The sequence below is a fragment of the Pseudomonas sp. 1121_17 genome (genome assembly GCF_052850745.1).
This window is the reverse complement of record NZ_VXCX01000001.1, coordinates 771181-797090: the sequence shown is the minus strand read 5'-3', so window position 1 is coordinate 797090 and position 25910 is coordinate 771181. Positions and strand designations below refer to the sequence as shown.

Annotated in this window: 26 protein-coding genes and 2 tRNA genes; 8 read left to right on the top strand and 20 right to left on the bottom strand. The window is 60.7% G+C overall.

All coding sequences use genetic code 11. The features are described from left to right. Complete coding sequence (locus FW789_RS03875; protein WP_446430954.1) at positions 1-954, bottom strand: substrate-binding domain-containing protein; 954 nt, start codon at positions 952-954, stop codon at positions 1-3. A gap of 334 nt (positions 955-1288) precedes the next feature. Here FW789_RS03875 and FW789_RS03870 point away from each other — a divergent pair, with 334 nt between their 5' ends. Then, positions 1289-2377, top strand: a complete 1089-nt coding sequence (locus tag FW789_RS03870) for an asparaginase (protein ID WP_101320642.1) — start codon at positions 1289-1291, stop codon at positions 2375-2377. 155 nt (positions 2378-2532) lie between these two features. Further along, positions 2533-2775: a DUF1654 domain-containing protein gene (locus FW789_RS03865; RefSeq protein ID WP_101320644.1), complete on the top strand. Its 243-nt coding sequence runs from the start codon at positions 2533-2535 to the stop codon at positions 2773-2775. Between the two features lie 8 nt (positions 2776-2783). Here FW789_RS03865 and FW789_RS03860 read toward each other — a convergent pair whose 3' ends face one another. The 5 genes from FW789_RS03860 to FW789_RS03840 all read right to left on the bottom strand — a co-directional run bounded on the left by FW789_RS03860 (position 2784) and on the right by FW789_RS03840 (position 6532). After that, on the bottom strand, positions 2784-4835 hold the full coding sequence (locus FW789_RS03860) for a PAS domain-containing protein (protein ID WP_446431056.1): 2052 nt from the start codon (positions 4833-4835) through the stop codon (positions 2784-2786). A gap of 132 nt (positions 4836-4967) precedes the next feature. Continuing rightward, positions 4968-5393, bottom strand: a complete 426-nt coding sequence (locus FW789_RS03855; protein ID WP_103437805.1) for a GTP pyrophosphokinase — start codon at positions 5391-5393, stop codon at positions 4968-4970. Between the two features lie 87 nt (positions 5394-5480). Then, positions 5481-6050, bottom strand: a complete 570-nt coding sequence (locus FW789_RS03850; RefSeq protein WP_103437806.1) for an SPOR domain-containing protein — start codon at positions 6048-6050, stop codon at positions 5481-5483. Positions 6051-6186: 136 nt separating this feature from the next. Beyond that, positions 6187-6263 (bottom strand) — tRNA-Val (locus FW789_RS03845). A gap of 192 nt (positions 6264-6455) precedes the next feature. Then, positions 6456-6532 (bottom strand) — tRNA-Val (locus tag FW789_RS03840). 200 nt (positions 6533-6732) lie between these two features. Here FW789_RS03840 and FW789_RS03835 point away from each other — a divergent pair. Continuing rightward, positions 6733-8016, top strand: coding sequence for an NAD(P)/FAD-dependent oxidoreductase (locus FW789_RS03835; protein WP_103437807.1), 1284 nt, complete (start codon positions 6733-6735; stop codon positions 8014-8016). Between the two features lie 47 nt (positions 8017-8063). Here FW789_RS03835 and FW789_RS03830 read toward each other — a convergent pair whose 3' ends face one another. The 3 genes from FW789_RS03830 to FW789_RS03820 all read right to left on the bottom strand — a co-directional run bounded on the left by FW789_RS03830 (position 8064) and on the right by FW789_RS03820 (position 10278). Beyond that, positions 8064-8753, bottom strand: coding sequence for a peptidase C39 family protein (locus FW789_RS03830; RefSeq protein ID WP_446430953.1), 690 nt, complete (start codon positions 8751-8753; stop codon positions 8064-8066). Between the two features lie 480 nt (positions 8754-9233). Beyond that, positions 9234-9986: a TerC family protein gene (locus FW789_RS03825; RefSeq protein ID WP_101320657.1), complete on the bottom strand. Its 753-nt coding sequence runs from the start codon at positions 9984-9986 to the stop codon at positions 9234-9236. A gap of 49 nt (positions 9987-10035) precedes the next feature. Continuing rightward, positions 10036-10278, bottom strand: coding sequence for a hypothetical protein (locus FW789_RS03820; protein ID WP_150568843.1), 243 nt, complete (start codon positions 10276-10278; stop codon positions 10036-10038). A 131-nt stretch (positions 10279-10409) separates the two neighbouring features. Here FW789_RS03820 and nhaR point away from each other — a divergent pair, with 131 nt between their 5' ends. The 3 genes from nhaR to FW789_RS03805 all read left to right on the top strand — a co-directional run bounded on the left by nhaR (position 10410) and on the right by FW789_RS03805 (position 13312). Next, positions 10410-11303: a transcriptional activator NhaR gene (gene nhaR, locus FW789_RS03815; RefSeq protein ID WP_101320661.1), complete on the top strand. Its 894-nt coding sequence runs from the start codon at positions 10410-10412 to the stop codon at positions 11301-11303. A gap of 66 nt (positions 11304-11369) precedes the next feature. Continuing rightward, entirely contained in the window at positions 11370-12581 is a 1212-nt protein-coding gene (gene sstT, locus FW789_RS03810; RefSeq protein WP_103437810.1) for a serine/threonine transporter SstT, read from the top strand. An 83-nt stretch (positions 12582-12664) separates the two neighbouring features. Further along, the gene (locus FW789_RS03805; protein WP_181106770.1) at positions 12665-13312 is read left to right on the top strand and encodes a YceH family protein; all 648 of its coding nucleotides are present in this window, start codon (positions 12665-12667) and stop codon (positions 13310-13312) included. 27 nt (positions 13313-13339) lie between these two features. On the opposite strand, the gene ahpF is transcribed toward FW789_RS03805, so the two are convergent. The 11 genes from ahpF to FW789_RS03750 form a co-directional block, all read right to left on the bottom strand. Then, positions 13340-14902, bottom strand: coding sequence for an alkyl hydroperoxide reductase subunit F (gene ahpF / locus FW789_RS03800; RefSeq protein ID WP_446430952.1), 1563 nt, complete (start codon positions 14900-14902; stop codon positions 13340-13342). Between the two features lie 124 nt (positions 14903-15026). After that, a complete protein-coding gene (gene ahpC / locus FW789_RS03795) occupies positions 15027-15590 on the bottom strand; it encodes an alkyl hydroperoxide reductase subunit C (protein WP_101320669.1) in 564 nt (187 codons plus the stop codon). Positions 15591-15725: 135 nt separating this feature from the next. Then, positions 15726-16691 carry a fimbrial protein gene (locus FW789_RS03790; RefSeq protein ID WP_446430951.1) on the bottom strand — a complete coding sequence of 322 codons (966 nt, stop codon included), beginning with the start codon at positions 16689-16691 and terminating at the stop codon, positions 15726-15728. Next, positions 16688-19156: a fimbria/pilus outer membrane usher protein gene (locus FW789_RS03785; protein WP_446430950.1), complete on the bottom strand. Its 2469-nt coding sequence runs from the start codon at positions 19154-19156 to the stop codon at positions 16688-16690. The genes FW789_RS03790 and FW789_RS03785 overlap by 4 nt, the downstream gene beginning before the upstream one ends. Further along, complete coding sequence (locus FW789_RS03780) at positions 19153-19881, bottom strand: fimbrial biogenesis chaperone (RefSeq protein WP_446430949.1); 729 nt, start codon at positions 19879-19881, stop codon at positions 19153-19155. Before FW789_RS03780 ends, FW789_RS03785 begins: the two co-directional genes overlap by 4 nt. 55 nt (positions 19882-19936) lie before the next feature. Further along, positions 19937-20386, bottom strand: coding sequence for a fimbrial protein (locus FW789_RS03775; RefSeq protein ID WP_446430948.1), 450 nt, complete (start codon positions 20384-20386; stop codon positions 19937-19939). 271 nt (positions 20387-20657) lie between these two features. Next, complete coding sequence (gene gorA, locus FW789_RS03770; RefSeq protein ID WP_207073101.1) at positions 20658-22013, bottom strand: glutathione-disulfide reductase; 1356 nt, start codon at positions 22011-22013, stop codon at positions 20658-20660. Between the two features lie 69 nt (positions 22014-22082). Then, entirely contained in the window at positions 22083-22922 is an 840-nt protein-coding gene (gene galU, locus FW789_RS03765; protein WP_101320675.1) for a UTP--glucose-1-phosphate uridylyltransferase GalU, read from the bottom strand. Positions 22923-23193: 271 nt separating this feature from the next. After that, on the bottom strand, positions 23194-24108 hold the full coding sequence (locus FW789_RS03760) for a c-type cytochrome (RefSeq protein ID WP_446430947.1): 915 nt from the start codon (positions 24106-24108) through the stop codon (positions 23194-23196). Then, positions 24105-24755 (bottom strand): c-type cytochrome, encoded by a 651-nt coding sequence (locus tag FW789_RS03755; RefSeq protein WP_411564632.1) that lies wholly within the window; start codon positions 24753-24755, stop codon positions 24105-24107. The genes FW789_RS03760 and FW789_RS03755 overlap by 4 nt, the downstream gene beginning before the upstream one ends. A gap of 146 nt (positions 24756-24901) precedes the next feature. Continuing rightward, positions 24902-25261, bottom strand: a complete 360-nt coding sequence (locus tag FW789_RS03750) for a hypothetical protein (RefSeq protein WP_103437819.1) — start codon at positions 25259-25261, stop codon at positions 24902-24904. 163 nt (positions 25262-25424) lie between these two features. On the opposite strand from FW789_RS03750, the gene FW789_RS03745 reads away from it, so the two are divergent. Beyond that, a complete protein-coding gene (locus FW789_RS03745) occupies positions 25425-25727 on the top strand; it encodes a DUF1883 domain-containing protein (protein WP_101320683.1) in 303 nt (100 codons plus the stop codon). 7 nt (positions 25728-25734) lie between these two features. Further along, complete coding sequence (locus FW789_RS03740) at positions 25735-25905, top strand: hypothetical protein (protein WP_178080774.1); 171 nt, start codon at positions 25735-25737, stop codon at positions 25903-25905. The last annotated feature ends 5 nt before the right edge of the window (positions 25906-25910 follow it).

The following is a 25910-nucleotide window of genomic DNA, read 5'->3' as shown; positions in this document are numbered from 1 at the left end:
TCACGGCTTGGTGATCAATTCAACCGGGGTTTGGATGACATTGTCGGCATCGACAGCGGTTTTTTCGCCCTTGATCATCTGCAGCGCAGCCTGGATGCCATATACGGCTTGCTTCTTGGCATCCTGATCGAGCGTGGCGAGCACGCGACCATCTTTGAGCATCGGCGTGATGGCGTTGATGTTGTCATAGCCGACTACCTGAACCTGATCTTTCTTGCCTGCGGCACGCACAGCCGAGACAGCCCCAAGCGCCATGCTGTCGTTGCCGGCCAACAGCGCTTTGATCTCTGGATACTCGTTGAGCATGGCCGCCGCCACCGCGTTGCCCTTGTCGATTTCCCAGTTACCAGACTGCACCGAAACGACCTTGATCTGTGCCGCCTGCATGGCGTCCTGGAAACCAGCCGTGCGCTGTTGGGCGTTGGTAGTGGTGGAGACGCCTTCGATAATACCCACCTGATCACCTGGCTTGAGCTTTTGCTGGGCCAGATAGTCACCGACCAGCCTGGCACCCTTGCGGTTGTCAGGGCCAACGAAGGGCACGCTGAGATTTTTGCTCTTGAGCACTTCGGGGTCGAGACGGTTATCGATGTTGATGACGGTGATGCCGGCATCCGTGGCTTTCTTGATCACTGGCACCAGCGCCTTGGAGTCAGCCGGCGCGATCACCAGCGCGTTGGCGCCAGTGGCGATCATTTGCTCGACGATGCGGATCTGGTTGCTGGTGTCGGACTCGTCCTTGATGCCGTTGGCTACCAGGTCGAAGTCGTTAGGGTGCTCTTTCTGGTAGGCCTTGGCGCCGTCTTCCATGGTGCGGAAGAACTCGTTGGCCAATGACTTCATGACCAGAGCGACTTTGGGTTTTTCTTCAGCCTGACCTGGCAGGGGGAGTGCGAGCGCCAACGAGGAGACGATAGCGAGGGACAGCAGACGACCGGGGAACGGCAGTTTCATGAGATGACTCCGAATCTTGTGTTTTTTATCGGATCGCAATCGTTTGCGTTAAGCCACTATGGAAACAAGCCCTGATTTTGTCAATTGCCTGAGACGCTGTTTTGGCAAACCGGGGCGAGCGGCAGGTTACGCGGATTAGCCACGGAAAACCGAACAATTTACCTGTATCCGTTCGGTAAGCCGAATACATCCCATCGCTGGATTTGTCTCAGCATATGAGCGAACTCCCGCCTGGAGCGGCTCAACCCAGACACGCCGCTGCGTTGGTATGAAACCTGCGTGCTCAGCTGCGCGACATATAAATCTCACCAGGAAGATCGAGAGAACAATAACGATGAAAACCGCACTGAAGACATTTGCCCCGGGCGCCCTCGCCCTGCTGCTTATCCTGCCAACTGCAGTTTCTGCCAAAGAAGCCGAGCAGCAACAAAAGCTCGCCAATGTGGTGATTCTCGCCACCGGCGGCACCATTGCCGGCGCCGGCGCCAGCGCCGCCAACAGCGCTACCTATCAGGCTGCCAAGGTAGGCATCGACAAATTGATCGCTGGCGTACCGGAGCTGGCTCAACTGGCCAATGTGCGCGGCGAGCAGGTCATGCAGATCGCATCCGAAAGCATCAGCAACGACGACCTGCTCAAGCTGGGCAAACGCGTCGCCGAGCTGGCTGACAGCAACGACGTCGACGGTATCGTTATCACCCACGGCACCGACACCCTGGAAGAAACCGCCTACTTCCTCAACCTGGTAGAAAAGACCGACAAGCCAATCGTAGTGGTCGGTTCGATGCGCCCGGGCACCGCAATGTCGGCTGACGGCATGCTCAACCTTTACAACGCCGTAGCCGTCGCCAGCGACAAGCAATCGCGCGGCAAAGGCGTACTGGTGACCATGAACGACGAAATCCAGTCCGGCCGTGACGTCAGCAAGTCGATCAACATCAAGACCGAAGCGTTCAAGAGCGCCTGGGGCCCGATGGGCATGGTCGTGGAAGGCAAATCGTACTGGTTCCGCCTGCCAGCCAAGCGTCACACCTCCAACTCCGAGTTCGACATCAAGCAAATCAGTAGCCTGCCTGCCGTAGACATCGCCTACGGCTACGGCAACGTCACCGACACCGCCTACAAGGCTCTGGCGCAAAATGGCGCCAAGGCGCTGATCCATGCCGGTACCGGTAACGGCTCGGTATCGTCCCGCGTGGTACCAGCCCTGCAAGAGCTGCGTAAAAACGGCGTGCAGATCATTCGCTCTTCCCACGTAAACCAGGGCGGTTTCGTACTGCGCAACGCCGAGCAGCCGGATGACAAGAACGACTGGGTGGTTGCCCATGACCTGAACCCGCAAAAGGCACGAATTCTGGCGATGGTCGCAATGACCAAGACCCAGGACAGCAAAGAGCTGCAGCGGATCTTCTGGGAATATTGATCTGTTGATTGCCTGAGCCGAGCAACGCTTTGCTCACCGCTGTCGCGGGCTGTATGGCCCGCGACAGTCACTGGGCCAAGGCTCACGAGGTTGTTGCGAAATTGCCTGCAGTGAAATACTGTACGCACATACAGCACAACAAGGAACGCCCCCCGATGGCCGCTGCCTCTCAAGCCACCCCCAGCCCATACCAACAACTGGGCGAGCGCATTCAGAAAATCATAAACAGCCCTACCGCCCAGCGCAGCAAGTCTGCGTTGATCTTTCGGCTGGAGCACGAGTTGCCGGACGACTGGGCAACACTACTCGAAGAGATCGCTGAAAACGACAACGTCACCCTTGCCTACCGGGATGATGGCGGCGTGCAGATATTCTGGACTGTACCCAAGGAAGACTGAGCAGGAACTCAAGCCTTGGCGGTAGCATCGTCCGCTTGCGGCCTGAGCAAAGCATTGACCTGCGAGGTCAGTGCCTCGAGGGTAAATGGCTTGGTCAGTATCGCCATGGTCGACTCCAGCGGCTGGCGATCGAGCACTTCAGGTTGCGCATAGCCCGTCATCAGCAACACCGGCAGGTCAGGCCTCGACTGCCTGCCCGCCTCCGCCATCTGCCGCCCGTCAAGCCCACCGGGTAAACCGATGTCGGTCACCAGCAGATCAATGCGGATGTCCGAACGCAGCAGTTGCAACCCTGCCAGGCTGTCAGCCGCCTCGATCACCACATAGCCGTAACTGCCCAGGGTTTCGCTGACAAACATGCGCACGGAGGACTCGTCATCGACCACCAAAACCGTTTCGCCAGCTGCGGCCGTGGGCTCGGCACACCCGCCAGGTTGCGCCTGCGGGGCGTCCAGCGCAGCGGCGTGGCCCGGCAACTGCAGCAGCACCCGCGTGCCTCTGCCCGGTTCTGACTCGATCCTCACCTGACCACCGGATTGCTTGGCAAAACCATAGATCATCGACAAGCCAAGCCCGGTACCGGCGCCAACCGGTTTGGTGGTGAAGAACGGCTCGAAGGCCTTGCCGAGCACTTCGGCGCTCATGCCGCTACCACTGTCCGCCACGCAAATGCTCAGGTAGTTGCCGGGGCTCAACTCTGGATCAAGCTCGGGCCCAGTCGTCAGCCGCTGGTCGCGAGTGCTTATCAGAATCCTGCCGCCACCCGGCATGGCATCGCGCGAATTGATACACAGATTAAGCAAGGCGTTTTCAACCTGCGCCGGGTCGACCAGACAAGCACTGGCCTGGGCTGCCAACTCCACCTTCAGGCTGATTGCCGGCCCGACCGTACGCCGGATCAGCTCCTCCATGCCGCCAATCAAGGCATGCACATCCGTCTCGACCGGCACCAGCGTCTGCCGACGGGAGAATGCGAGCAGGCGATGGGTAAGGGCAGCGGCGCGCTGAGCGGCACCATGAGCAACGCCCAGATAACGCTCCAGGTCTGCCGTGCGCCCCTGATTCAAACGCAGCCTGATCAAGTCGAGGCTACCGCTGATGCCGGCCAGGAGATTGTTGAAATCGTGAGCGATGCCCCCGGTCAGTTGGCCCACAGCCTCCATCTTCTGTGCCTGACGCAGCGCAGCCTGAGCTGCCTCGCGCTCGGCAACGGCGACGCTGATGCGGACTTCCAACGTACGATTTAGCTCGAGCAAGGCGGATTCGGCGTTCTTTCGCGCGGTGACATCCATCGAGGAGCCGATCAAACCGATCACCTCACCGGCGTCGCTCAGCAACGGCGCCTTCACCGACAGCCAAACGGCTACAGAACCGTCCGGCATGTCGACCCGCTCTTCGATCTGCTCAGCCTGACCGCTGTCCATGATGCGCTGGTCGTTCGCCATGACCTGGCGCGCCTGCGCTTCGTCTTCAAGGAATTCCAGGTCGGTCTTGCCCAGGTAAACCTCGGGGGGCTTGCCGATCAGCTGCGTAGTGCCGTGGTTGGCGACCAGCATCCGTCCCTGGCGGTCCTTGGCATACACCACGCCAGGAACTGCCGCCGTGAACGTGCGCAACAAGGCGTTTGCGCGATCGCGCTCAGTTTCGGCAACACGCCGTCCCTCAATGTCCATCAGCACGCCTGGAAAGCGCACAGCCATGCCCTGTTCATCGAGCTCGGCGCGACCATTGGCCTCTACCCAGCGATAGCAGCCGTCCTCATGGAGAACACGATATTCACAGCGAAAGCGCCCACCGCGAGCCATGGCCTGTTCGATGTCACGGCCAACCCGTTCGCGGTCTTGCTCGTGGATGGAGGCAAACGCCTCGGAGATCGGAATACCACTGGTGCAGCGTTCTGCACACAGCCCGAATGAGCGGGCGAAGCGCTCATCCGCCGTCACGCAGTCATTACGAATATCCCAAAGCCAGGTACCAATGATGGCGCCAGCATCGAGAGCCAGTTGCAGACGCTCCGAGGCATCAGTCGGGAAAACCTGAAGACGGTCGGGCCTGACCATCGCTTCGACCCGCTCCGCAGGGCCTTCTCGATCCATTGCTACCTCTTGAGTTACCGAGCTTCAAGGTCGGGCATATTACCGACCAAGCGGGTAAATGTGCTATAGGGTAGACAGCGCAACCGAGGCGAGCGTTCAAGTCAAGGCTTGCAGATAGGCACTGGCATGTTGATAGCGGCTGAGCCGGGCAAGGTCAGCGGGACCTGGGCAGGCAATGCGACTGAGGTCACTGTTATCGGCCAGATCAGCCAGCTTGACCTCTCGTGCCAGAGGGTCAGCGCCGGCCCGAATCACAAACGCCTCATAGCTCTCGCCAGGACGTCGACTCAGCGAGAGCAAGGCGGCGAGGATTTTCAGCGGGAAACCCTCAAGAGCGAGGTCCGATACCGTCAGGGGCGTGTCTTCGAGTACATCGTGGAGCACGGCGACAATCCGCTGCTCAGGTGTGGACACTCGCATCATTACCCGCAGCGGATGAAGAATGTAGGCGGCCCCACCCTTGTCGTACTGCCCCTCGTGGGCTTTTGCGGCTACAGCGATGGCCCGTTCCAATGTAGACATGCGACCTCTCCCTGTTCAGCGCCCGCTTAGCCAAGCATAGCCAACGATCGCGTTCAGGCACAGCCCGCCTGCCTCATCAGTCACTTATCAGCGCTGGGCGCCATGCTGGATCACCACAGAGTCAGTGCCTTGACGCGCCATCACATCGGCCTTGCGCGCCTGCGCCTCTTCTTTGGTCGGGAATGGACCCAGCAGCACCACCGGCTTGCCATCACGGTACTCGACTGAAGAGGGAATACCCTTTTCTATAAGGCGCGCAGTCATGTCGCTCAGAGCCCCCATGTTCGGCCCCTGCACCACCTCGACATCCCAGCCCTCTGGCGCCGGCTGATCGGCCAGGGCTTCGGCGCGACGCTGCAGCTCGGCCCCTCCACAGATCTCGCGGATGCGCAGGTCGTCGCCGGTTTCGTCGACGATGATCTGGTACTGGCCATCCCGCTTGATAGCAACGTAGCTGCGGTAAGCCTCGAATTTGCCGTCAGCGTCCTTGCCACGGAATTGACCGCAGATCGAGCCATCGGTATCGAAGCGCACGTTGGCGAATTTGGCGGTCTTGGGATTACTCAGGTGTTCGGCCACCTGTTTGTGCACGCCATCCACTTCATTGTTGCAGCCCGCCAAGGCCAGCATCGCTGTTACCACCGCAAGTTTACGCACGCGTCTAACTCCAGAATCGAAGGCGCGGATTCTACCATGATGGCTGGCTAGCGCCGATGGGCAGGCTGCCGCAGGGTGTTTCAGGCGCGAAACAAATGCAAAAAGGGCGACCCTTTCGGATCACCCTCTTCAAGTTTGGTAGGCACAATTGGACTCGAACCAACGACCCCCACCATGTCAAGGTGGTGCTCTAACCAACTGAGCTATGTGCCTGTCGTGGGGCGCATATTACGAGTGAAGCGCACCCCTGTAAAGCTTTTTTTTGAAGAAAATCAAAACCTTTGCGCCACCGAGCGGCGCACTCTGGTGCACGCCCCTGAGACTGTGGTCGCCCCACCAGTCTCAGCAACCAACAGCAGCGTAAATGAAAAAAGGGTGACCCTTGCGGATCACCCCTTTTCGATTTGGTAGGCACAATTGGACTCGAACCAACGACCCCCACCATGTCAAGGTGGTGCTCTAACCAACTGAGCTATGTGCCTGTCGTGGGGCGCATTCTACGGAATCCAAAAACCCTGTCAACTGTTTTTTCCACGCTAAGCCACTGAATCATAAAAATATTTACTAATAGTCACGCGCCACCGCTGCGTAAAGGATTTTCACCGTACGACTAGCGGGTGTTTATTATTATTGATAGCATCGGTACATTCGTTAAAAATATAAAACACGAGGTCTCTCGAGCATGGCTAATACCCCCTACCCACAGTCCTACTACGCCGCCTCGGCCAACCCGGTGCCGCCACGTCCGGCGCTGCAGGGTGAGGTGGAAACCGACATCTGCGTAATTGGTGCGGGCTATACCGGCCTGTCCAGCGCACTGTTCCTGCTGGAGAACGGCTTCAAGGTCACCGTCGTCGAAGCGGCCAAGGTTGGCTTTGGTGCATCCGGCCGCAACGGTGGCCAGATCGTCAACAGCTACAGCCGTGACATCGACGTGATCGAACGCACTGTTGGCCCGCGCGAAGCACAATTGCTGGGCGCGATGGCCTTCGAAGGCGGGCGTATCATCCGCGAGCGCGTAGCCAAGTACAACATCCAGTGCGACCTCAAGGACGGCGGCGTATTCGCGGCCATCACGCCCAAGCAGATGGCCCACCTGGAATCGCAAAAACGCCTGTGGGAACGCTATGGCCACACCCAACTGGAGCTGATGGACCAGAAGCGCATCCGTGAAGTGGTCGCGTGCGACAGCTATATAGGCGGCATGCTCGACATGAGCGGCGGCCATATTCACCCGCTCAACCTGGCCTTGGGCGAAGCGGCTGCGGTCGAGTCGCTGGGCGGCGTGATCTATGAACAGACCCCAGCCATACGCATCGAGCGCGGCGCCAACCCGGTCGTGCACACCCCGCAGGGTAAGATCCGCGCCAAGTACATCATCGTTGCCGGCAACGCTTATCTGGGTAACCTGGTGCCGGAGCTGGCCTCGAAGTCGATGCCATGCGGCACTCAGGTGATCACCACCGAGCCACTCAGCGATGAGTTGGCTCGTACCCTGCTGCCGCAGGACTACTGCGTCGAGGACTGCAACTACCTGCTCGACTACTACCGCCTGACCGGCGACAAGCGCCTGATCTTCGGCGGCGGGGTGGTCTACGGCGCACGCGACCCGGCCAACATCGAAGCGATCATCCGGCCGAAGATGCTCAAGGCATTCCCGCAGCTCAAGGACGTCAAGATCGACTACGCCTGGACCGGCAACTTCCTGCTGACGCTGTCGCGTCTGCCTCAGGTCGGCCGCATCGGCGACAACATCTACTACTCGCAAGGCTGCTCCGGCCACGGCGTGACCTACACCCACCTGGCGGGCAAAGTCCTGGCCGAAGCGCTGCGCGGCCAGGCCGAACGCTTTGACGCATTCGCCGGCCTGCCGCACTACCCGTTCCCGGGTGGCCAACTGCTGCGGGTACCGTTCAGCGCCATGGGTGCGTGGTATTACAGCCTGCGCGATCGCCTGGGCTTCTGAGCCATAGCGAATGAAGACGGCCGGCCATCAGCGCCGGCCGTTTGCGTTCAGGGCTGGCCGAGGCTGCTGACGGCTTGCCTGGCCGCCATTTCCTGCCCTGCCCGGGCAAGTTCATCGGCGCCTCGCAACCAGCGCTGGCGATCAACCTGTGCAGGCAGTTGCTGCGGTGACTGAATCAACACTGCCCAACTGCCCTGCTCCGCCCACGCCTTGGCAAAAGCGTCGAACGACATCATCTGCCGCCGCTGCATGCCTGCGCGCAGCAGCACCCGCTGCTTGTAGCTGTCATAGCCGACCAGTACCGCATAGCGCGGCTCACTCCACCACGCCGAACCCTCTTGATAACGCAGCAGCACCGGGTTGCCCGCCGCCACCTGGGCGAGCAATGCATCCAGACGCTTGTCCAGCGGATACACCAGCATGCCGTAATCACGCGCCACAGGCGGGATCGATGTTTCCAGCGCTTCGGCTGCTTCAGGCAGCTTCAGCGGCTTGTCGAGCAAGCCCGGGGTGATCCGAATGCCTTGCTGCGAGAGCATGACCGCCAGCGCCATGGCGCCGCTGTGATTGGCGTTGCCGCGGAAGAACGGCACGCTGCTGATCTCGACCCGCTGCGGCAAGCCTTTTACATTCGCTGGAGGCGCGCCGGCGCAGCCAACCAGACTGGCCGCCAGCAGGCATGCAGCGAGCAGGCGCTGTGAAGGGTTGAGCAACGACTTGCGGGAAGCTTGCAACATGGACACTCACTTGTCTGAAGCCGGGCTGGCATCCGGCGATGGTCTCTGATCATAGGGCGGACGCGCGCGCAGGAATAGCCCGACGCAGGCTAGTAACAAATCGGACCAAGGGTTCGACCTAAGCTCAATTGAACGTCATGAAGGTAACGCTAGACTAAGTAAGTGTCTGGAAGGTAAGCCTGGGGCAAGCCCGAGAGAAGGAGGCACACATGAGCCTGACTATGGGAATTCTGCTGTTGGTAGGTATGTGGCTGAGTGTGGCCGCTGCCATGTTATGGGGGGTTCTGCGGATTGTCCGCAGGCATTCACATCATCCACTGCCGGTTCAGGCCAAGCCCTTGCCCGTGCAACGCGCTCGTCAGCCCGCTGCAGCGCACTGACATCGCGTCAGCGCAAAACAAAAAACCGCGCAGCTTGAAGACATACGCGGTCGCTTGATGAAAATGCTATTGCGATGGGGCGCCAAGCGCCCCGCGCACCTCACTCCTGTGCCGCCTCACGCTTGAGGCGAGCGCGGCGGGCAAAGATGTTGAGCATCTCGATCGCAGTCGAGAACGCCATCGCTGCATATACATAACCTTTAGGCACATGGGCACCGAAACCTTCGGCGATCAGGGTCATGCCGATCATGATCAGGAAGCCCAAGGCCAGCATCACGACGGTCGGGTTGTCGTTGATGAAGTTGGCAAGCGGATCGGCCGCCACCATCATCACGATAACAGCTGCCACTACAGCGATGATCATGATCGGCAGGTGCTCGGTCATGCCAACTGCGGTGATGATGCTGTCGACCGAGAATACGATGTCCAGCAGCAGAATCTGGAATATCGCCGCGGCGAAGCCCAGGGTCACGGTGGACGAGACCGTGGCCTCATGCTTGGCACCGTGCGGATCGACACTCTCGTGGATCTCTTTGGTTGCCTTCCACAGCAGGAACAGGCCACCGGCGATCAGGATCATGTCCTTCCAGGAGAACGCATTGCCAAAGATCTCGATTACCGGATCGGTCAACTGAACGATCCAGGCCACGGTGCTGAGCAACGCCAGGCGCATGATCAACGCCATGCTGATACCAATCCGGCGCGCCTTGGAGCGGTACTCGACAGGCAGCTTGTTGGTCAGGATCGAGATGAAGATCAGGTTGTCGATACCGAGCACAACTTCCATTGCCACCAATGTGGCCAAAGCTACCCAGGCGGTCGGGCTTGCGGCGAGTTCCAGCAAATATTCCATGAATCAATCCTGTTTCTGGCTATGTTAGGGCTGTGTTCGCAGCTGTGGATCAGATGTCCTGGGTCTTGCCTTCGCCATCGGCAGGCTTGGCCGATTTCTCACCCTCGCCGCCAATGACGTCATTCAACGCTTGCTGAGCGGCTTCATTGGTCTTGTCGATGGCCTGCTTGGCAGACTGCGCCGCCTGATCGAGCACCTGCTGGGCAGATTTCTCAGCCTGATCGCACCCGGCCAGGCTGAACAGCGCCAGCGCAAGCACCAACGGGGTACCGATGGATTTCAGTTGTAGCATAGGATCCTCACTTGTCATGTCTGGGCAGCGCGCGTGGCGCCTGATGAAAGGCATTCTAATGAAGCGGAAACATCCGGAAAATTCGTTTTTTTAGCGGCTATACTTCGTTTTTTACGAATCCGGAAACAACCATGCTCAATTACCGGCAGCTGCATTATTTTTGGGTAGTCGCACGCACCGGCAGTATTGCCCGCGCCAGTGAGCAGCTGAATCTGACGCCGCAAACCATCAGTGGGCAGATCAGCCTGTTCGAGCAGACCCATGGTCTGGAATTGTTCCAGCGTGTCGGGCGTCAGCTTGAGCTGACCGAGAGCGGCAGGCAGACACTGGTCTACGCCGAACAGATGTTCCAGATCGGCAGCGAGCTCGAGACCATGCTGCGCGCCGGGCCGCAGGAGCAGATCCTGTTCCGCGTCGGCGTTGCAGATGTGGTCCCCAAGTCCATCGTTTATCGCTTGCTGGCCCCGACCATGGAGCTGGACGGCGCCCTGCGCATCAATTGCCGGGAAGACAAACTCGAGCGGCTGCTGGCCGACCTGGCCATCCAGCGTCTGGACCTGGTGATTTCCGACAGCCCCATGCCCAGCCATCTGGATATCAAAGGCTACAGCCAGAAACTCGGCGAATGCGGCTTGAGCTTTTTTGCCACCCCAGCTCTGGCGGCAGAATACTCGGGTGCATTTCCGGCCTGCCTGAATGATGCGCCGTTGCTGATCCCGGGTCAGGAGACAGTTGTACGCAGCCGTTTACTGCGCTGGCTGTCCGAGCAGCAGGTGCAGCCGCGGATCGTCGGTGAGTTCGATGACAGTGCCTTGATGCAGGCCTTCGGTCAGTCCGGCAGCGGCATTTTCGTTGCGCCCAGCGTGATTGCCGATGAGGTGTGCCGCCAATATGCAGTGGTGCTGATCGGCCATACCGAGGCGGTCAACGAGTCGTTCTATGCGATCTCGGTAGAGCGCAAGGTCAAGCACCCGGGGATCGTCGCGATTACCGAGGGTGCGCGCAAAGAGTTGTTCCACTGGTAAGCAGCGGCCGGGAACGCTGGTCTATGGTACAGTCGCGCCCGTCCAAATCCCTGAGATTCGCTGCACATGCTGCCTGTTCTTCGCCTGCTCACCCGCACCAGCCTGGTTACCCAGATCGTCATCGGCCTGATCGCCGGCATCGCCCTGGCCTTGCTTGCGCCTGCCGTGGCGCTGGACCTGGCGTTTCTCGGCAAGGTTTTCGTCAGTGCGCTCAAGGCGGTAGCGCCCGTCCTGGTGTTCGTGCTGGTGATGGCCTCGATCGCCAACCACAAGCACGGCCAGCAAATCCATATCCGCTCGATCCTGTGGCTGTACCTGCTGGGCACCTTTGGCGCAGCCGTGGTCGCCGTGATCGCCAGCATGCTGTTCCCCTCGACCCTGCTGCTCAGCGCCAGTGAGGCGTCGCTGAGTGCTCCGGGCGGTATCACCGAAGTGCTGCAGAACCTGCTGCTCAGCGCTGTCGATAATCCGGTAGCGGCGCTGCTCAACGCCAACTTCGTCGGCGTGCTGACCTGGGCCATCGGCCTGGGGATCGCCCTGCGCCATGCCAGCGAGGCCACCCGCACCGTAGTCGACGACCTGTCCAATGCGGTGACTTATATCGTGCGCGTGGTCATTCGTTTTGCGCCGCTGGGGATCTTCGGTCTGGTCGCAGCGACCCTGGCTCAATCGGGGCTGAGCGCCCTGCTTGGCTACCTGCACCTGCTGGCGGTATTGATCGGCTGCATGCTGTTTGTCGCACTGGTGATGAACCCGCTGATCGTGTTCTGGAAGATCCGCCGCAACCCCTACCCGCTGGTGCTGATGTGCCTGCGCGAGAGCGGCATCACGGCGTTCTTCACCCGCAGCTCGGCCGCCAACATCCCGGTCAACCTGACACTGGCGAAGAAACTCGGCCTGCATGAGGACACCTACTCGGTCTCGATCCCGCTGGGCGCAACCATCAACATGGCCGGTGCGGCAATCACGATTACCGTACTGACTCTGGCGGCCGTGCATACCCTGGGCATCAGTGTCGATCTGCCCACTGCCGTACTCCTCAGCGTAGTGGCTGCGGTGTGTGCCTGCGGCGCATCGGGCGTGGCCGGTGGTTCTCTGTTGCTGATCCCATTGGCGTGCAGCCTGTTCGGCATTCCCAGTGAAATCGCCATGCAGGTGGTCGCCGTCGGTTTCATCATCGGTGTGCTGCAGGACTCGGCTGAAACAGCGCTGAATTCTTCGACTGATGTGATCTTCACCGCCGCCGCCTGTAAGGCCCGGGAGCGACGCGCAGCCTGAGTGATAAGGCGGCGCCGCTGGCAATTGCTTAACGGCGCCGCTTTACCTAGGCTAGTGGCCTTTCCTCGCAACGAGACAGGGCCATGTCAGAACAACACAACGCCAGTGAAGGCCGCTTCAACAGCACCGAGATCCGCATCCTCGGCTCGCTGATCGAAAAGCAGGCCACCAGCCCTGAAACCTACCCCTTGACCCTCAACGCGCTGGTGGTCGCCTGTAACCAGAAGACCAGCCGCGAACCGGTGATGAATCTCTCTCAGGGCCAGGTTGGCCAGGCGCTGCGAGCGCTCGAAGGGCGTGGTTTTACCAAACTGCAGATGGGCAGCCGCGCTGACCGCTGGGAGCAACGCGTAGACAAGGCGCTGGAACTGGTGCCCGCGCAGCTGGTGCTGATGGGTTTGATGTTTTTGCGCGGGCCGCAGACGATCAACGAGTTGTTGACCCGCAGCAACCGCTTGCATGAGTTCGAGGATGACCAACAGGTCCAGCATCAGCTCGAGCGCTTGATTTCACGTGAGCTGGCGGTACACCTGCCGCGCCAGGCTGGGCAGCGGGAAGACCGCTATACCCACGCGCTGGGTGATCCGGCAGAGATCGAGGCTATTCTTGCGGCGCGCCAGCAAGGCGGCGCTGAACGCAGCTCGGCCCCCAGCATCGCTGAAGAACGTATCAGCGCGCTGGAGGCACGAATTGCAGCACTGGAAGAACGCCTGGCCCTGCTGGAAGGCTGAACCCAGCCAGCGCAGCAGGCGTCTACGTCAGGCCGGCGCCGAGCTGCGGATCAGGTGATCGAAGGCGGACAGCGAGGCCTTGGCACCCTCGCCCACCGCAATCACGATCTGCTTGTACGGCACGGTGGTGACGTCCCCGGCAGCGAACACACCAGGGATGTTGGTCTGGCCCTTGGCGTCGACGATGATCTCGCCACGCGGCGACAGCTCGACCGTGCCTTTTAGCCAATCGGTGTTGGGCAGCAGGCCGATCTGTACAAAGATCCCTTCCAGCGCGATGTCATGCAGCTCATCGCTGTTGCGGTCCTTGTAGCGCAGGCCGTTGACCTTTTCGCCATCTCCCAACACTTCGGTGGTCAGCGCACTGGTGATCGCCTTGACGTTGGCCAGGCTGTGCAGTTTGCGCTGCAATACCGCATCGGCACGCAGCTGGCTGTCGAACTCGATCAATGTCACCTGAGCGACGATACCGGCGAGGTCGATGGCCGCTTCCACACCTGAGTTGCCGCCACCGATCACCGCCACGCGCTTGCCCTTGAACAGCGGGCCATCGCAGTGCGGGCAGTAGGCAACACCGCGGGCGCGGTACTGCTGCTCGCCAGGCACGTTCATCTCGCGCCAGCGTGCACCGGTCGCAAGGATCACGGTCTTGGCCTTGAGCGAAGCGCCGCTGGCCAGCCGCACTTCGTGCAGGCCGCCAGCAGCAGCCGGGATCAATGCCTCACCGCGCTGCAGGTTCATGATGTCGACGTCGTACTGTTTGACGTGCTCTTCCAGCGCCGAGGCCAGTTTTGGCCCTTCGGTTTCCTGCACCGAGATGAAGTTCTCGATCGCCATGGTGTCGAGCACCTGGCCGCCGAAACGCTCGGCGGCAACGCCGGTACGGATGCCTTTGCGCGCAGCATAGATTGCAGCTGCGGCGCCGGCTGGGCCACCGCCCACCACCAGCACATCGAAAGCGTCTTTGGCGTTGATCTTCTCGGCCTGGCGAGTGCCGGAGCTGGTGTCGATCTTGCCAAGAATCTCTTCCAGGCCCATGCGGCCCTGGCCAAACACTTCGCCGTTGAGATAGATACTCGGCACGGCCATGACCTTGCGTGCTTCAACCTCGTCCTGGAACAGCGCGCCATCGATGGCCACGTGTTTCACATTGGGGTTGAGCACCGCCATCAGGTTCAACGCCTGGACTACGTCCGGGCAGTTCTGGCACGACAGCGAGAAGTAGGTTTCAAAAGTGAAGTCGCCTTGCAATGCCTGGATCTGCTCGATCACTTCGGCACTGGCCTTGGATGGGTGGCCGCCGACCTGCAGCAGCGCCAGCACCAGAGACGTGAATTCGTGGCCCATGGGAATGCCGGCAAAGCGCAGGCTGATATCAGCACCCGGGCGGTTCAGCGAGAACGAGGGCCGGCGCGCGTCGCTGCCGTCCTTGTTCAGGGTAATCAGGTCCGACAGGCCGGTGATCTCCACCAGCAGGTCGTGCATTTCGCGGGACTTCGCACCGTCGTCGAGGGAGGCTACGATCTCGATCGGCTGGGTGACCCGCTCCAGGTAGGTTTTCAGTTGCGATTTAAGCGTGGCGTCCAACATACGGGCGATTCCTTGAGCAATCAGGGTAAACAAAAACGCCCAGGCAAAAGTGCCCGGGCGTTTGGCAGGGCGGTGATGACTTCAGCTATGGCGGCTGTTCACCGCCCGCGACTGGCGCACGATCTTAGATCTTGCCAACCAGGTCCAGCGATGGTGCCAGGGTGGCTTCGCCTTCTTTCCACTTGGCCGGGCAGACTTCGCCTGGGTGAGCGGCAACGTATTGGGCAGCCTTGACCTTGCGCAGCAGCTCGCTGGCGTCACGGCCGACACCACCGTCGTTGATTTCGACGATCTTGATCTGGCCTTCTGGGTTGATCACGAAGGTACCGCGATCAGCCATGCCAGCTTCTTCGATCAGCACGTCGAAGTTGCGCGAAATGACGTGGGTCGGGTCACCGATCAGCGGGTACTTGATTTTGCCGATGGTTTCCGAAGTGTCATGCCAGGCTTTGTGGGTGAAGTGGGTGTCGGTCGACACACCGTAGATTTCCACGCCCAGCTTCTGGAACTCGGCGTAGTTGTCGGCCAGGTCGCCCAGTTCGGTCGGGCAGACGAAGGTGAAGTCGGCTGGGTAGAAGAACACGACAGCCCACTTGCCTTTCAGGTCGGCTTCGCTGACCTGAACGAATTCGCCGTTGTGGAAGGCAGTAGCGTTGAACGGTTTGACCTGGCTGTTGATGATAGGCATGAGAGAAGCTCCGTCATGGGATTAAGAAGTGGTTGACGGGGAGAATACTAACCACCTAAACCGGCGATGGCTCATTGGCAAAGCTCATGCTGCTGATTGGTTTTGGCTATAAGCGGCTCACTCCGGTAGATCCTTTCATTCATAGGAAAGCAGCACAGTGGCACGCGCCTTGGCCACTCCCGGCCGAACGCTCTGCGCAATCTGCACATACGCCGCACGCAGGCCTATCCGCACAAAGTCGTCCCCAGATCGCACTCTGGCCAAGTTATGCCGAGTGGTGCCCAACTGCAGCAAGCCGCCATCACTGCGCATCAGACGCACCCCCAGGCCCGCAGCACTTGATTCGCCGGCAAGTTGCAGGTGATCAGTTGCGCCACCACCGCTGGCATCTTCGAACTGCGCAAGCACCTGCACTGACCGGCCATTTGTGCTCGGCTGGCAGCGCAACCGCAACTCGAAGTCGACAGCCGCCGACTGGCTGCCAAGGCCCCGGAAACGGCTCCAGGACTGGACGCTGAGGTTGACCTGAGTGTCCCGGCTTGACCCCTCCAGATGGCAGGTCGGCTGCTGCACGCCCACGCTGATCACCGCCGGTGTCAGACCAAGACGCTGAATCAGCTGCGAGCCCGCATAAGCCTCGGCCGCAACCGCTGGCAGCCGTAGTTCACCGGCGCTGATCGGGCCGGTCTTGATCAGCGCGAGCTCATAACCGCTGTCGAAGCGGTGCTCACCTGCCGGCAGCATCCGCTCGCTCATCGGCCAGGTCAGGCCGCTGCGTTCGCCTGGCAGCGGTCGTAACCTCACGCTGATGCCGGCAATACTGGTCGACAGCAGACCGGGCTGAGCATTTCCTGCACCTGGCGCGTGCAACCAGCCCTCGCGCAACGGTGCTGGCTGGCTGCAGCTTACCTGTAGTGACGGGCCATTCACCTGCTTGCTGAACAGCACCTGACCAATGCCAGCCGCCGCCGGCAGTTGCAACTGCGCCGGTAATGCCAGCGCCAGGCGCGCCGGCTGCTGCCCCGAGCCCAACCGGCATTCGGCGGTTGCCAACGGCGTGATGACCAGGCTGATCATGAGTAGGCCGAACGAACACTTCATGCTTGATCCTCAGGGTGGGCAAGGCACACAGCTACCAACGCTTGGGCAGGCACCTCAGTACGTTGCTCAATTCGGCAGCGTTGTCCGGCAGCGCTACCCCAGGTCACATCCAGCGTTGCCTGCTGATCATCACTGCGCAGGTGCAGGCGACTGCCCTGGCCAACCAGACCCAGCTCAGTGCCGTGCACATCGGTCACCTGTGCGCCAAAAGGCAACGCCTGGCCGTACTCGCGGCGGGCTTCGAGAATCCATGGGCGACCGCTGCGAGTGGCGAACTCCAGATAGCCGACGGCGCCAGCGCGCGGCACCAGGGATTGTGCAGTCAATTGCAGCTCGACTTGATCGGTCATGCCTCGCGGGTCGAGCTCGACGGTGTTGACGCTGTAGGGCGTCAGGGCCGGCGTGACGGCATAACCGCGACTGTCCAGACGTATGTAGGGGTGCTGGGCAATCCGCGCCGAGGCAGCGCCGGGCGCGCGAACGATGGCGAAGCTCTCGCCCAACGCCGGCGCTGCGATCACCCCACCCGCATGGGCGACCAGCGCACCACGAATGCCCAGCGCGGCCTGTCGATGACCCGGACGGCTGGCCAGCGAGCCGCTGAGCTCGCCAGCAGCGCTGCGCCGCAGCAGGTCGGCGTCAAGCCCGGTGGCGTTGTCAACGCCACCCTGGCGTACCGCGGCCAAACCATAGCGCCATTGATCATCCTCACCGGCGGTGGCGCTCCAGCGCAGACTGGCACTCGACTGGCCTTCGCTGTCCAGACTAAGGCCGCTGCTGATCGAACCGCTCCGCCGCTCGCCGAGGGGGGCGCTGACGGTAAACGTCAGGCTGTTGACAGCAAGGCCATCGGCACGCTGCTCACGGCTCAGGTTCAGGCCATACCCCATCGCGCGGTAAGCATTGTGATACCCCAGGTTGTAACCGGTAGTAGTGCCCTGTCCCAACCAGCGCTGGCTGCTGATGGCGCTGAAGTTGAGCCGACCGCCGCCAGGCCCGAGGTCTTGATTGAGGCTGGCGCTGGCACGCCAGCGGGCCTGATCGCTGCGGCCATCGGCGCGGGCGAAGGCAAAGTCGTTGAAGGTTTGATAGCCCGCGCTGTCAGTCTGGGTCAGACTCAAACCCAGATCGGTGGCGCTGGACTCGAACCGATGGCGCCAGCTCCATCGCAGCGCTTGGCCTTGCAGCGTCGGCCCGGGATGGGGCGCGGAACGGGATAGGTAAGCGGTCAGGCCGAATGCGCCGAAATGGCTGTTGATCGCCGCGCCCACAGCGCTGGCCAGGTAATCGTCGCTCAGCCAGCCGCCACCGTGGGCGCTAAGCTGATTATTCAGCCCCTGCTGCCAGCTGCCTTGGACGAAACCGGGCCCCGTGTCGCCCTGACCGTCACGCCAGACGCCGCCGTTGAGCTCGAAGCGATGCGCACCAGGACGCAGTGCCAACGGCGCGGCCTGGTAGGGTATGGTGAAACTGCGCACACTGCCATCAGCCTCGCGCAGGCTTACCTGCAGATCCTGGTTGATGCCACTGGCATACATATCCTCGATTTCGAACGGCCCGGGCGGCACGGTCGACTCATGCAGCAACACCCCGCCCTGGCGAATGCTCAGCAATGCAGTGCTGTTGGCTACACCACGTACTACCGGCGCAAAGCCCCGCATCGACTGCGGCAACATGCGTTCATCGCTGCTGACTTGAAGCCCTCGGAATGCACTCGTCTCGAACACATCGCCGGCACTGTGACCGTCCCCTGCAGTGAACTGCGCCGACCAACTGGGGATATCCCGCCTGACCCAGCTCGCCGCAGGTAGATAGTGCGAACGGCCATCACTGGTCGCTTGCCAGCTGCCTTCGTGACGCCAGTACCAGGCGCCGGTATTCACCCCGGCGCGCACGCCAAGGTAACCTTGCCGACTGCTGCTGTGCTGCTGCAAATCCTGTTGCTGGAACAGGTTCAGGCGATAGTCGATAAAGCCCGCCGTGACACCGGACTCCCACGTACTGGGCGGCAGATAACCGTGCGGTTGCCTGAGCAAGGCCTGCTGAGCAACCTCAAGGTGCAGGCGTAGTTCGGCGAAGTTCAAGTCTTCACTGGCTGACAGTTGCAACGCCGGCAAGCTCAGGCAGGCGCTCGTATCAGCCAGCGCCTCAACTGCACCTGCTGGCAGTTGCCCCCTATCCACGCCCAGCGCCTGCAGCAGTGAGGCACTGTAACAAGGGCTGGCTTGCAGGTTGAGCGCCTGGCGCCGCAGTAATACCGAGTGACGTCCCAGCCAGCGCTGGTTGAGCGTTATATCGAGGGTCACTTCGGTCTCCGGTACGCTCTGGTCGTTCTCGTAACGCTGCAGATCAAGGCTGGTGCCAGGTCGCAGAAATCCCGCTTCGAATTCAACCGCGAAGGTCAGACGGGTGGCCAGGCAACTGGCCAGGATGGTCAACCCGCAGGATGTGATCCAGCTTTTCATGGGCGCGCTAGCCCAACGCTCTCGCGCAAGGCGCCGTAGTCGTCGATGGCCGCATAACTGACCTTGACAGTTGCGCCCGGCGCAGGCTGCAAGCCCGGGATGGCAAATCGAGTACTCGCCAATGGGGGCACGTGGCTGGGCTCGCCGTGCAGCTCGCCTCCCCCCTGAAGCATGTCGAGACTGCTCAAGTTAATGAAATACGGGGTCGGGTTATAGGCCTCAAGGGCCCAACCCTGGGTATCGCTTACCAGCTTCCAGGTCAGTTGGAGGTAGGCCTCTGCGGCACTGCCGCTCAGCCCCACGGGCCGATACAACAGCTTGATCCGGCTGCGTAGCGACACCTGCAAGACGTTTCCGTCAGCCTTGGGCGGTACATCCAGGATATTCAGCCAGTACAAGCTCTCACGGTCTGCCGGCAGTGCCTGGCCAAGCTTGGCAATGCGCAGACTCTGGCCCTTTTTGGGGTCGATGCGAAACAACGGTGGCGATAGACTGAACGGCACGTCCAGATCCTCCAGGGCCGCTTGAGCGCGGCCGTCATCGATCCAGGCCTGAACCAGCGAAGGGCTGCTGCCTTCGTTACTGAGCCTTACGGTGACCTCGGATTGCTGCGCCGGGTAAATCACCCGAGTGGTGGCAATCACCACACTGGCACTTGCCTGAGAGGGCAGCACGCAGGCGCACAGCAGCAGCCCGCACACGCGGGCGGGAACGAACGATTGCATGGGGAGTACTCGCTGAGGGTTGGAAGGCAGCTCCGAACAGAGCTGCCTAATGCACTTACAGGTAGTTCAGCGAGTACTGAACGCGCGAGCTGACAGTGCCAGGCGTGGCTGCGCCAGTCGCATAGTAATTGACCGAATACTGCAGGAGCGCGCCGCCATTGCTGATTGCAACGAGCTGCGAGTTCTGGCTGCCGTCTGCGCCAGCCAGGTTCATTGGAACGCGGGCGTTGTTGAGCAGTTGCAGCTGGACGTTGCGGGCCCCCCCGGCGTCGGTGATCAGGCGCCCCTCAGGACTGATGGTCGGGCCTGGCTCGAAATAGGTGGATACACGACCGATGCCTGGAGCGCATTCACTCAGGCGCAACTGGAAGTTTGTATTACCGGCAATCCGGCCGGCACGCGACAGGGCAGAGGCGTTGACTGGCTGCAAACGCACAGGCAGGTCATTGCTGCCTCCATTGATCACACAGGTTGGCGCGACCACTTCCCCGGAAAAGCTGATCACGCCATCCGTTGCATTAGCGGAAGTAGCTGCCACAAGCAATGCGCAGCAAGCCGCAAGCGAGGCTTTCGATACCATGTTCATGTTCACCTTTGCTGATTCAAATAAGCATTCAGGCCTTTGCCTGGACGGCACCACCGCTGGGGTGCCGGCTCAGTATCTGCAAGGTGTGCTTGACTTGATGTCGGCTCTGGTAGTTGCAACAGGCGCTAAGTCACCGGACACCGTAGGAAACTAGGCAACTTAGCGTCGGCCCCTGACCCCACCAGCAGGATCAGCGCATTGCCGTGCGCATGGTTACAAACTCTTCGGCCGCTGTAGGGTGCACGCCAATAGTCTCGTCGAATTGCGCCTTGGTCGCGCCTGCCTTGAGCGCAATACCCAGGCCTTGAATGATCTCTCCCGCGTCTGGCCCGACCATGTGACAACCCAGCACCTTGTCGGTATCGGCGTCCACCACCAACTTCATCAGGGTCTTCTCCTGAATCTCGGTGAGGGTCAGCTTCATTGCTCGGAAGCGGCTTTCGAATACTCGCACCTTGTGACCCGCCTCAATGGCCTGCTCCTCGGTCAGCCCAACCGTACCAATCGGCGGTTGACTGAACACCGCGGTGGGGATGTTCCGGTAATCCACCGGTCGGTACTGCTCCGGTTTGAACAGACGCCGCGCAACGGCCATGCCTTCAGCCAGAGCCACAGGGGTGAGCTGGACTCGACCGATGACATCACCAATCGCCAGAATAGAAGGCTCAGTGGTCTGGTACTGATCATCGACACGCACGAAGCCACGCTCGTCGAGTTCCACACCCGTGTGTTCCAGGCCAAGGTTGTCCAGCATCGGCCGGCGGCCTGTCGCGTAGAACACGCAGTCGGTGAGCAGCTCACGGCCATCCTTGAGGGTGGCCTTGAGGCTGCCGTCTGCCTGCTGATCGATCCGTTGAATGTCGCTATTGAACTGCAGGTCAACGCCGCGCTTGTCCAATTCGTCCTTGAGATGAGTGCGCACCGAGCCGTCGAAGCCGCGCAGGAACAAGTCGCCGCGATAAAGCAGGCTGGTGGCGCTGCCAAGCCCTTGGAAAATGCCGGCAAACTCGACCGCGATGTAGCCGCCGCCGACAACCAGAATGCGCTTGGGCAGCTGCTTGAGGTAGAACGCCTCGTTGGATGTGATCGCCAGCTCTTTGCCAGGGATGTCCGGCACCTGCGGCCAACCGCCGGTAGCGATGAGGATATGCTTGGCTGAGTAGCGCTGACCGTCTATTTCGACTTCATTGGCGCCCGTCAGTCGCGCATGGCCTTCAAGCAGGGTCACCCCACTGTTGACCAGCAAGTTGCGGTAAATGCCATTGAGCCGCTCGATTTCGCGATTCTTGTTGGCAATCAGCGTACCCCAGTCGAAGTGCCCCTCTTCCAGCGTCCAGCCGAAGCCCGCAGCCTGCTCCATTTCGTCAGCGACGTGGGCGGCATACACCATCAGCTTTTTCGGCACGCAGCCCACATTGACACAGGTACCGCCCAGGTAGCGGCTCTCGGCCACAGCGACCTTGGCGCCAAAACCCGCCGCGAATCGCGCGGCACGCACACCGCCGGAACCGGCACCAATCACGAACAGATCAAAATCGTAAGTCACAATCCAGACTCCACAAAAAAGCCACCCAAGAGGGTGGCTGTTTTTCATACGGGCTGCAAGCCTGCAGGCTTAGTAAGCCTTGCCAGCCTTGTAGAAGTTCTCGAAGCAGAAGTTGGTCGCCTCGATGTAACCTTCGGCGCCACCGCAGTCAAAGCGCTTGCCCTTGAACTTGTAGGCAATCACACAGCCTTCCTGCGCCTGCTTCATCAGCGCGTCGGTGATCTGAATCTCGCCGCCTTTGCCTGGCTCGGTTTCACGGATCTTCTGGAAGATGTCCGGGGTCAAGATGTAGCGGCCGATGATGGCCAGGTTCGACGGGGCATCTTCCGGTGCTGGTTTCTCGACCATGCTGTTAACACGGTAGATGTCGTCACGGATCATCTCGCCAGAGATAACGCCGTACTTGTTGGTTTCCTGCGGATCGACTTCCTGAATGGCAACGATCGAGCAGCGGAACTGGTTGTACAGCTTGACCATCTGCTGCAGCACGCCGTCGCCGTCGAGGTTGACACACAGGTCGTCCGCCAGCACGACCGCAAACGGCTCGTCGCCGATCAGCGGTTGGCCGGTCAGGATGGCATGGCCCAGGCCTTTCATTTCGGTCTGACGGGTGTACGAGAACGAGCACTCGTCGAGCAGACGGCGAATACCGACCAGGTATTTTTCCTTGTCGGTGCCTTTGATCTGGTTTTCCAACTCGTAGCTGATGTCGAAGTGGTCTTCAAGCGCACGCTTGCCACGACCGGTCACGATGGAGATCTCGCTCAGGCCGGCATCCAGTGCCTCCTCGACGCCATACTGGATCAGTGGCTTGTTTACCACTGGCAGCATTTCCTTGGGCATGGCTTTGGTAGCTGGCAGGAAGCGGGTTCCGTAGCCGGCTGCCGGGAACAAGCATTTCTTGATCATATACGTCCTTAACAAGGGCTTAGCGTACGAAATTCGGCGCAGTCTAATCAGGCGGCGCGCACCTTACAATGCCCAGCCTGAAGCGACCGCTGCCATGATAGAGATACCCCAGTGTAGTTAGTTCCAACGGATCGCAAATATTCAGCCTCTTGCCGGCAGGTTTGGCCCGCTGACAGCGGGCTCCGGTAGCCCTGAACCCGCTTCGAGGCGCGTCATTTTCACGCCAGTGCATACGCAAAAAGACGCGCATCAGAAGTGTCTACCGCAAGCGTTACCGGGTTGTGCCCTGCCCGATCACTATGCCATCGACCTTTTGCCCATACAGGTTGACGCCGTCATTGGCATGAAACTTCAATCGGGTTTTTTCGACTGAGCCTTCCACCAGGCGCGGGTCCTGCGGCCGTTCGTGGCGATTGATCCATGCAGCGACATCCCATGCCTGCTGATCACTGAGGCTGCCGGGCTTGCCAAGTGGCATGTTGTACTTGATGAACGACGCCGCCGTATTGATCCGGTGCATGCCAGCGCCCCAGTTGTAGGAGTCCTTGCCCCATAGCGGTGGCATCACGTATTCACCTGCCACCTGCTGGCCTTCGCCTTGGTCGCCGTGGCAGATCGCACATTGCTCGCGATACACCTGCTTGCCGCGTTTGAAGTCATACCCACCCTTGGGCTGAGGCACTTCGGGATAACCACGCCCAGGTGCCTCGACCGCGGTCGGCGCATTGGTCGACAGCCAGTATGAGTAAACGCTCAGTGCGGTCATTTGCGGGCTATCCGCCGCAGGCGGCTTGCCGTTCATGCTGAACTGGAAGCAGCCCTGGATGCGTTCGGCGAAGGTGTTGACCTTGTCGTTTTTCCTGCGATATGCCGGGTACATCGGATAAGCGCCCCACAGCGGCGCAGAAAACGCCATACGGCCCTGATCAAGGTGGCAATTGCTGCAGTTCATGCCGTTGCCCACGGCCTCGGGCATCAGCCGGCGGGTATCGACAAACAAGGCATGGCCCTCGCGGACCATCTGGCCAAAGGCGTTGTCCGGGATCTGGCTTTCAGCGGGGGGCGCGAACTGCACTGCAGCCTGCGTGCCGGGCACCTTGAGCTGGGATTGATCTTCCATGGCAATCGGCGTGGCAGCCTGGGCGCTACCCATGGCCAACAACAGGGTTGCAATGATCGGCTTCATGGCTTGACCTCCTGAGCCAGTGGATGGGCGAAGAACTCGGCAACTGCCGTGATCTCGGCATCGGTCATGGCCTTGGCCACGCCGACCATCAACTGATTGGGGTCATTGCTACGGCTGCCGTCGCGCCAGGCATTGAGCTGCGCCACCAGGTACGCCGCGGGCTGCCCCGCCAGTGGCGGGAAGTGCTCACCGACGCCGCTGCCGCCTGGCCCGTGGCACTGCACACAACCCGGGATTTGCCGGTCCCAGTCGCCGTACAGGGCCAAGCGCGACACCGGGTCGGTGGCAATCTGCTGGCGACGCAGATCAGACGCCGGGGCACTCGGCAGGCTGGCCAGGTACTCACTGACGGCTTTGGCTTCCTGCGCGCTCAAGGCTTTGGCCAGCGGCTCCATCACCGGCTGCTTGCGGCTGCCACTGCGAAAGTCTTGCAGCTGCTTGTTCAGGTATCCGGCCGACAAGCCGGCCAGCCGCGGAAACCCTGCAGCGGCGATGCCCTTGGCATCGGGCCCATGACAGCCCAGGCAGGCCATCGCAGCGGGGTTGGCCCCACCCTGGGTGAAAATTTTCTGACCTTCGGCGGCATGCGCCGCAGGCCAGGCCAGGATCAGCGCAGTGCTGATCGCAAAACGACTCAACGGATTCATCACGGGACGCTCCATTTCCTTGTTATAAGCTTAGGCTTAAAAGGTATAAGCACAAAAATAGTAGGCTTATCCTCCGGCAGGCAACAACGCCTACCGGACAAGAACATGAGAATTGGCCCGCTAAATGGCCGTTTAGCTGAGCTGGATCAAGATCCGGAGATGCATTTGGTCGTGGCTGCGCGCACATCACCCAGGCGCAGCGGGAAGTTGTTCAGCCGCTCGCGCAGCTTGATGCTGCTGCCGCTACCACGCTTGTCGATGTCGAGCAACGCAGCAGGACCCGCACCCGCGGTCAGCTTCTGCGGCACGATCAGGCGCAGGCCGTCGCCGCGCTTTTCCTGCACCAGCGCGTCGCGGCTACTCGCCAACTCGGCCTTGATACAATCGGCGTACACCTGAGGCGCCTTGCCAGACATCACATCCATGGTTTCTCGCGATTGCTCCAGCTCAGCGACACTTACACAGCCGCCCAGAGTCAAGGTCATCGCCGCCACCGCCCACTTCATTGGAATACCTCTGCCTGCTTTAAAGAATGTGTATGACAACAACCGGGCGGGTTTGCTCCCTGCTTTGGCGGATTTATCCCTACCCCGGCCATCAGGGGCGGGAGTGTACCGCTACATCGTGATATCTTGCGCAATTGCACGAATAAACTTTGCGGAGCATCACATGAAATTCGTACACCAGCGCGAGCACCTCAACGAGGACGACATTGTCGTGATCGAGTGCTCCCAGCGCTGCAACATTCGCCTGATGAACGACGCCAATTTCCGCAGTTTCAAGAATGGCGGGCGTCATACCTACCATGGCGGCGCGTTCGACCAGTTCCCGGCGAAGATCGTCGTGCCCAGCACCGGCTTTTGGAACATCACCCTCGACACGACCACGCCCCGGCCGATCTCGGTCACGCGCAAGCCAACTTTCACGCACAAGATCAAAATCGTGCGTCGCTCGTCGTCGCAACTGAGATAAGCCCGCCATGACCCAGAACATCAAGTACGTGATCAAATACAAGCTCGATGGCGAGCAACGCTTCGACTTCGCCGTGATGCCGGACAACTCCGAAGAGCAGGCGCGCCTGGCGCTGCAACAGATCCATGGCGATGACGTCGCCAAGATCAGCGACATCAAGGTCAGCAAGGCCCTGTAAACCTG

Coding starts and splice junctions, on each gene's coding strand:
- FW789_RS03825 (WP_101320657.1), bottom strand. CDS start 9,986: ATGGAATATTTGCTGGAACTCGCCGCAAGCCCGACCGCCTGGGTAGCT.
- ahpF (WP_446430952.1), bottom strand. CDS start 14,902: ATGTTGGACGCCACGCTTAAATCGCAACTGAAAACCTACCTGGAGCGG.
- FW789_RS03755 (WP_411564632.1), bottom strand. CDS start 24,755: ATGAATCCGTTGAGTCGTTTTGCGATCAGCACTGCGCTGATCCTGGCC.
- FW789_RS03860 (WP_446431056.1), bottom strand. CDS start 4,835: ATGGTCAGGCCCGACCGTCTTCAGGTTTTCCCGACTGATGCCTCGGAG.
- FW789_RS03745 (WP_101320683.1), top strand. CDS start 25,425: ATGAAATTCGTACACCAGCGCGAGCACCTCAACGAGGACGACATTGTC.
- FW789_RS03855 (WP_103437805.1), bottom strand. CDS start 5,393: ATGTCTACATTGGAACGGGCCATCGCTGTAGCCGCAAAAGCCCACGAG.
- FW789_RS03820 (WP_150568843.1), bottom strand. CDS start 10,278: ATGCTACAACTGAAATCCATCGGTACCCCGTTGGTGCTTGCGCTGGCG.
- FW789_RS03750 (WP_103437819.1), bottom strand. CDS start 25,261: ATGAAGTGGGCGGTGGCGGCGATGACCTTGACTCTGGGCGGCTGTGTA.
- FW789_RS03740 (WP_178080774.1), top strand. CDS start 25,735: ATGACCCAGAACATCAAGTACGTGATCAAATACAAGCTCGATGGCGAG.
- FW789_RS03870 (WP_101320642.1), top strand. CDS start 1,289: ATGAAAACCGCACTGAAGACATTTGCCCCGGGCGCCCTCGCCCTGCTG.
- FW789_RS03760 (WP_446430947.1), bottom strand. CDS start 24,108: ATGAAGCCGATCATTGCAACCCTGTTGTTGGCCATGGGTAGCGCCCAG.
- FW789_RS03830 (WP_446430953.1), bottom strand. CDS start 8,753: ATGTTGCAAGCTTCCCGCAAGTCGTTGCTCAACCCTTCACAGCGCCTG.
- nhaR (WP_101320661.1), top strand. CDS start 10,410: ATGCTCAATTACCGGCAGCTGCATTATTTTTGGGTAGTCGCACGCACC.
- FW789_RS03790 (WP_446430951.1), bottom strand. CDS start 16,691: ATGAAGTGTTCGTTCGGCCTACTCATGATCAGCCTGGTCATCACGCCG.
- FW789_RS03835 (WP_103437807.1), top strand. CDS start 6,733: ATGGCTAATACCCCCTACCCACAGTCCTACTACGCCGCCTCGGCCAAC.
- FW789_RS03780 (WP_446430949.1), bottom strand. CDS start 19,881: ATGCAATCGTTCGTTCCCGCCCGCGTGTGCGGGCTGCTGCTGTGCGCC.
- FW789_RS03785 (WP_446430950.1), bottom strand. CDS start 19,156: ATGAAAAGCTGGATCACATCCTGCGGGTTGACCATCCTGGCCAGTTGC.
- FW789_RS03865 (WP_101320644.1), top strand. CDS start 2,533: ATGGCCGCTGCCTCTCAAGCCACCCCCAGCCCATACCAACAACTGGGC.
- FW789_RS03875 (WP_446430954.1), bottom strand. CDS start 954: ATGAAACTGCCGTTCCCCGGTCGTCTGCTGTCCCTCGCTATCGTCTCC.
- galU (WP_101320675.1), bottom strand. CDS start 22,922: ATGATCAAGAAATGCTTGTTCCCGGCAGCCGGCTACGGAACCCGCTTC.
- FW789_RS03805 (WP_181106770.1), top strand. CDS start 12,665: ATGTCAGAACAACACAACGCCAGTGAAGGCCGCTTCAACAGCACCGAG.
- ahpC (WP_101320669.1), bottom strand. CDS start 15,590: ATGCCTATCATCAACAGCCAGGTCAAACCGTTCAACGCTACTGCCTTC.
- sstT (WP_103437810.1), top strand. CDS start 11,370: ATGCTGCCTGTTCTTCGCCTGCTCACCCGCACCAGCCTGGTTACCCAG.